This window comes from Streptomyces sp. NPDC002577 (assembly GCF_053594815.1).
Window position 1 is genome coordinate 1 of record NZ_JBSFWK010000026.1, and the last position, 5,478, is coordinate 5,478.

6 protein-coding genes are annotated in these 5,478 nt (G+C 69.9%); 4 read left to right on the forward strand and 2 right to left on the reverse strand.

Annotated features, from left to right (window positions below; all coding sequences use genetic code 11):
• Positions 1-91 precede the first annotated feature (91 nt).
• Positions 92-364, reverse strand: a complete 273-nt coding sequence (locus tag ACWD4J_RS27300; protein ID WP_451398068.1) for a DUF2530 domain-containing protein — start codon at positions 362-364, stop codon at positions 92-94.
• A gap of 282 nt (positions 365-646) precedes the next feature.
• Between ACWD4J_RS27300 and ACWD4J_RS27305 the strand changes: the two genes are divergently transcribed.
• The gene (locus ACWD4J_RS27305) at positions 647-2,098 is read left to right on the forward strand and encodes an NCS2 family permease (protein WP_451398069.1); all 1,452 of its coding nucleotides are present in this window, start codon (positions 647-649) and stop codon (positions 2,096-2,098) included.
• 21 nt (positions 2,099-2,119) lie between these two features.
• Here ACWD4J_RS27305 and ACWD4J_RS27310 read toward each other — a convergent pair whose 3' ends face one another.
• On the reverse strand, positions 2,120-2,350 hold the full coding sequence (locus ACWD4J_RS27310) for a ribbon-helix-helix protein, CopG family (protein WP_451398070.1): 231 nt from the start codon (positions 2,348-2,350) through the stop codon (positions 2,120-2,122).
• Positions 2,351-2,564: 214 nt separating this feature from the next.
• Here ACWD4J_RS27310 and ACWD4J_RS27315 point away from each other — a divergent pair, with 214 nt between their 5' ends.
• From ACWD4J_RS27315 to thpR, 3 genes are all read left to right on the forward strand, one after another.
• Positions 2,565-3,002: a MarR family winged helix-turn-helix transcriptional regulator gene (locus tag ACWD4J_RS27315; protein ID WP_451398071.1), complete on the forward strand. Its 438-nt coding sequence runs from the start codon at positions 2,565-2,567 to the stop codon at positions 3,000-3,002.
• Positions 3,003-3,094: 92 nt separating this feature from the next.
• On the forward strand, positions 3,095-4,480 hold the full coding sequence (locus tag ACWD4J_RS27320) for an MFS transporter (RefSeq protein ID WP_451398072.1): 1,386 nt from the start codon (positions 3,095-3,097) through the stop codon (positions 4,478-4,480).
• Between the two features lie 132 nt (positions 4,481-4,612).
• On the forward strand, positions 4,613-5,182 hold the full coding sequence (gene thpR / locus ACWD4J_RS27325; protein ID WP_451398073.1) for an RNA 2',3'-cyclic phosphodiesterase: 570 nt from the start codon (positions 4,613-4,615) through the stop codon (positions 5,180-5,182).
• Positions 5,183-5,478: the final 296 nt, after the last annotated feature.

The window sequence follows — 5,478 nt, forward strand, 5'->3', positions numbered from 1 at the left end:
CCACGAGGGCGCTCCGGCGCCTTGCGATCGCACGCACCAGACACCGCGAGGCCCGCCCTCCGGGCGGACGACGGGAATTTGACGACAGGGCCTAGCCGACGGCTGCGCCGCCGGCCTTCCGCGCGGCGTCCCGCTTGATCGCCGCATCGCGCTTCCGCACGTACCAGACGCCGATCAGCCCCAGCCCCCCGCCGGCCAGGCACGTCCACAGCCACCATGTGTGCCCGTGCTCGTCGAACCAGCCGTAGAACGGCAGCTGCACCAGGAAGAGGACGAACCACAGCACCGTGCCGCCGGTGATGGTGGCGACCACGGGCCCCTCAAGGGGCTCCGGCGCCTCGTGCCTGGGGGTCCATTTCGCCATGCGCACAGCTTACGAGGGCCGGAAGGCGTGGTCCGCAGCACCCGTACGGAGCCTCTGCGCGAGGTCGGATCCCTTGTGCGGCAAGGGGTCTACGCGCGGAGATGGCGATATTTGGCTCATATGTTCATACTGAAACGGTCCGAGTCTGGCTACTTCTGTTCGTACAAAGCTCCAACAGTGACCACTGGGCGCTCGCAGAGAGCACGCAGAAAACCTGTTGTTGACCGTCGACGGCCGGACGGATCAAGTCCCGTGAATCATCCGCACCCCTGAGGTTCCCGCATGCCCACCTCGGCCACCGCCAAGGCCGCCACTCCGGAGCAGCCCCAGCAGCAGCCTCCGCGCAGTGCGCTCGACCGTTACTTCAAGATCTCCGAGCGAGGTTCGAGCATCCCGCGGGAGATCCGCGGCGGATTCGCCACCTTCTTCGCGATGGCCTACATCATCGTGCTGAACCCGATCATCCTCGGCAGCGCGAAGGACATGTACGGCCACCAGCTGGACAACGGCCAGCTGGTCACGGCGACCGCGCTGACCGCCGCGTTCACCACCCTCCTGATGGGCGTCATCGGCAACGTGCCGATCGCGCTGGCCGCCGGACTCGGTGTCAACACCGTCGTGGCCCTCCAGCTCGCCCCGCGCATGAGCTGGCCGGACGCGATGGGCATGGTGGTCCTCGCCGGCTTCGTCGTGATGCTGCTCGTGGCCACGGGCCTGCGGGAGCGCGTGATGAACGCCGTGCCGTTCGGCCTGCGCAAGGCCATCGCGATCGGTATCGGCCTGTTCATCCTGCTGATCGGCCTCGTGGACTCGGGCTTCGTCACGCGTATTCCGGACGCCGCCCACACCACCGTGCCGCTGCAGCTCGGCGGCGACGGGCACCTCAACGGCTGGCCGGTCCTCGTCTTCATCATCGGCGTGCTGCTCACGTTCGCGCTGATCGTGCGCAAGGTGCCCGGCGCGATCCTGATCTCGATCGTCGTGATGACGGTCGCCGCGGTGATCGTCGAAGCGGTCGCCAAGGTGCCGTCGTGGGGCCTGACCGCCCCGAAGTGGCCGGGCAACCCGGTCTCGACGCCGGACTTCGGACTCGTCGGCAAGGTGAGCCTCTTCGGTGGCTTCGAGAAGGTCGGCTTCCTGACGGGCGTGCTGTTCGTCTTCACCGTGCTGCTGTCGTGCTTCTTCGACGCGATGGGCACGATCATGGGCATCGGCGACGAGGCCAAGCTGACCGACGCGAGCGGCAACATGCCGGGCATGAACAAGGTCCTGTTCGTGGACGGCCTGGCCGTCGCCGCGGGCGGCGCCAGCTCCTCCTCGGCCACCACCTGCTTCGTGGAGTCCACGGCGGGCGTCGGCGAGGGCGCGCGGACCGGCTTCGCCAACGTCGTCACCGGCGCGCTCTTCGCGGTCTCGCTCTTCCTGACCCCGCTCGCCACGATGGTGCCGTCCCAGGCGGCCACGCCCGCGCTGGTCGCGGTGGGCTTCATGATCCTCGCCGGCTCCATCAAGGAGATCGACTGGAGCGACTACACGATCGCGATCCCGGCGTTCGTGACGATGCTGATGATGCCGTTCACGTACTCGATCACGAACGGCATCGGCATGGGCTTCATCGCCTTCACCGTCCTGCGCCTGGCGGCGGGCCGCGGCCGCGAGGTGCCGGCCGCGATGTACGTGGTGTCGGCGGTGTTCGCCTTCTACTACCTGATGCCGGCGCTGGGCCTCACGTGATGCCCGCGTAGGCGGCCGAGGTCATTCGGCGGGGCTGCGGGGCCATGGCGCCGCAGCCCCGTAGAGCTTCTCTGTGGCCCCGTAGAACCTCTCCGTCTCCTCGACGGCGGACTGGAACCGCTCGTCGAAGTCACTGCGAATGAGCGTCCGGACGACATAGTCCTGGACGCTCATTCCTCTTTTCGCGGCATGCCGGCGGAGCCGCTCGAGCAGCTCACGGTCCAGGCGCAGGCTGAGCACGTCGGTCCCCATGGGGACGAGGGTCGCCGCACGCGACCGGGCCATGCGTCACTTTCGGCCATTGGATCACTCATATGGGTGATGTCCGGTAGGGGGTGTTTCCCCGAGTGGCCCAGTGAAGTTCAGGTAATACGCGGCCCAGGGGCGGTCGGCGGTCCCTCGCGGTGAGTATGGTCACGCCCTTGTCTAGGGTATTTAGCCAGAGTAATGAGCTATCCTAAAGAACATGCCGGATCTCACGCATGGCGACGACGCTACCGCCGTGAACGCACTGCGCTCCGCCGTGATGCGGTTGTCGCGCAGAATCAAGCACCAGCGGGTCGACGAGTCGCTGAGCCCCACGGAGATGTCGGTGCTCGGCACCCTGGCCCGTTGCGGCAGCGCCACGCCGGGCGAGCTCGCCCGCAAGGAGCACGTGCAGCCGCCGTCGATGACCCGCATCGTCGCCCTGCTCGAGGCCAAGGGGCTGGTCCGTCTGGAGCCGCATCCCGACGACCGCCGCCAGAAGGTCGTGACGCAGACCGCGCAGGCCGAGGTCATGCTCGAGGAGAGCCGCCGCCGGCGCAACGCATGGCTGGCGGATCTGGTGGCGGGCCTCGACGAGGACGAGTGGGCGAAGCTGCGCGCCGCCGCCCCGGTCCTGGAGAAGCTGGCCCAACTCTGACGCACGGCTCCCGGCGGCCGGCCGCCACGCCGCGCCGGGCGCACGAGCTGAGCCTACGAAGTGACCGCGACCGCCAAAGGAGGCGAAAACCTTTGAGTTCGGGAACCGGAGCAGATTCCGCACCCGCACCAGCCGCCCACGACTCCACATCCGCCCCCACCAAGACGTCAGCCCCCACCGAGACATCTGCCCCCGCCAAGACCAACATGTTCAGCTCGCTGAAGATCCGGAACTACCGGCTCTTCTTCATCGGGCAGGTCGTCTCCAACACCGGCACCTGGATGCAGCGCATCGCCCAGGACTGGCTGGTGCTCAGCCTCACCGGCTCCTCCGCCGCGGTCGGTATCACCACGGCGCTGCAGTTCCTGCCGATGCTGCTCTTCGGTCTCTACGGCGGCGTCCTCGTCGACCGCCTGCCCAAGCGGCCGGTCCTGCTGTTCACGCAGGCCGCGATGGGCCTGACAGGCCTCGCCCTCGCCGCACTCACCCTCAGCGGACGCGTCCAGGTCTGGCACGTGTACCTCACGGCCTTCGTCCTCGGCCTCGCCACGGTCGTCGACAACCCGGCCCGCCAGTCGTTCGTGTCCGAGATGGTCGGTCCCGGCCAGCTGCAGAACGCGGTCAGCCTGAACTCGGCGAACTTCCAGTCCGCCCGCCTCGTGGGCCCGGCGGTCGCCGGTCTCCTCATCACCGGGGTCGGCACCGGCTGGGCGTTCCTGCTCAACGGCCTGTCCTTCGCCGCGCCCATCGCCGGCCTCCTGCTGATGCGCGCCCGTGAGCTGCACGAGATCCAGCGCGCACCGCGCGGCAAGGGACAGCTGCGCGAGGGCCTGCGCTATGTCGCCGGCCGGCCGGAGCTGGTCTGGCCGATCGTCCTCGTCGGGTTCATCGGCACGTTCGGCTTCAACTTCCCCGTGTGGCTGTCCGCCTTCGCCGACGACGTCTTCCATGCCGGCGCGGGCACGTACAGCATGTTCAACACCGTGCTGGCCGTCGGTTCGCTGGCCGGCGCGCTGCTCGCCGCCCGGCGCGGCACCTCGCGGCTGCGGCTGCTGGTCATGGCCGCGCTGTCCTTCGGCGTCCTCGAGGTGGTGGCCGCAATGGCGCCGTCCCTGTGGATCTTCTCCGGGCTGCTCGTCCTGATCGGCATGGTCAGCCTGACGGTCAACGTCACGGCCAACTCGTCCGTGCAGATGGCCACCGATCCCGCGATGCGCGGGCGGGTGATGAGCCTGTTCATGATGGTCTTCACGGGGGGTACGCCGCTGGGTGCGCCGCTCGTCGGATGGCTCACGGACACGTACGGGGCCAGGATCGGCTTCGCCGCCGGCGGCCTCGTCTCGGCCGCGGCCGCCGTCGTCGTCGGCCTGATCCTGGCGCGCCTCGGCGATCTGCGCCTGTCGGTGGGCTGGCACCGCGGCCATCCGCATGTGCGGTTCGTACCGCGCGAGCAGGAACAGCTGGCCGCGGCGGCGTGAGCCGTCGGGCGCCGGGGGCGTGGGACGGGCGGGCGGGCGCGATGCCGCTGACCGGGCCGCCCGCCCGCGGTGCCCGGTGCGCTGCCCTCGTACCCGCCGTGCGGTGGAGCGGGTGTGGGACAGACTCGGACCATGAGACTCTTCGCCGCCGTGCTGCCCCCGGATCACGCGTCTCGTGAACTCGCCTCGGCCGTCGACAGGCTGAGGAGCCTGCCCGGCGCCGACAGGCTGCGCTGGACCGGCCGCCCCGGCTGGCACTTCACGCTGGCGTTCTACGGCGAAGTGGCGGAGGAAGTGGTCCCGGAACTGTCGGACCGGCTGGCCAGAGCCGCCCATCGCACCCCGCCGTTCTCACTGGCCCTGCGCGGCGGCGGCCACTTCGGGGACCGGGCGCTGTGGGTCGGTGCCGAGGGGGATGTCCACACCATGCGGCTGCTGGCCGAGCGCGCCGAGGCGGCGGCCCGCAAGGCGGGCATCGACACGGGCGAGCACCGCCGCTACCACGCGCATCTCTCGATCGCTCGCCCCCGGGGCCGGCTGCACCTGCGGCCGTACGTCGACGAGCTGGCGCCCTTCACGGGCAGCGAGTGGACCGTGGACGAGCTGTGCCTGGTGCGCAGCCGGCTGCCCGTGTCGGGGGTACGCGGTGAGCAGCCGCGCTACGAGACGGTCGGCCGCTGGCCGCTTGGAGGGGCCGGTTAACCTCGAGTACGTGGACCCGAAGACCAGAAACCGGATCATGGCCGGTGTGCTCGTACTGATGTTCGTTGTAGTGGCCTTGTCGGCGGCCGTGGGCAAGTAGCCCCGGCCCCCGCACGGCGCGCCGCCCCTGACCTGACGGCCAGGGGCGGCTGTGGTGCTACCGCGAACGCCTCCGGCGAAGGCCCAGGCCCCGGGCTGTGCTGTCCCGGGGGCAACCCCCGGACCCCCGGCCGGACCGGTCCTGGCGGCACGGCTACCAGGCGAACGCCTCCGGCGAAGGCCCAGGCCCCGGGCTG

What these genes read in the sequence shown, in the direction of transcription:
- ACWD4J_RS27300 (WP_451398068.1), bottom strand. Translation starts at nt 364, where the DNA reads ATGGCGAAATGGACCCCCAGGCACGAGGCGCCGGAGCCCCTTGAGGGG.
- ACWD4J_RS27305 (WP_451398069.1), top strand. Translation starts at nt 647, where the DNA reads ATGCCCACCTCGGCCACCGCCAAGGCCGCCACTCCGGAGCAGCCCCAG.
- ACWD4J_RS27310 (WP_451398070.1), bottom strand. Translation starts at nt 2,350, where the DNA reads ATGGGGACCGACGTGCTCAGCCTGCGCCTGGACCGTGAGCTGCTCGAG.
- ACWD4J_RS27315 (WP_451398071.1), top strand. Translation starts at nt 2,565, where the DNA reads ATGCCGGATCTCACGCATGGCGACGACGCTACCGCCGTGAACGCACTG.
- thpR (WP_451398073.1), top strand. Translation starts at nt 4,613, where the DNA reads ATGAGACTCTTCGCCGCCGTGCTGCCCCCGGATCACGCGTCTCGTGAA.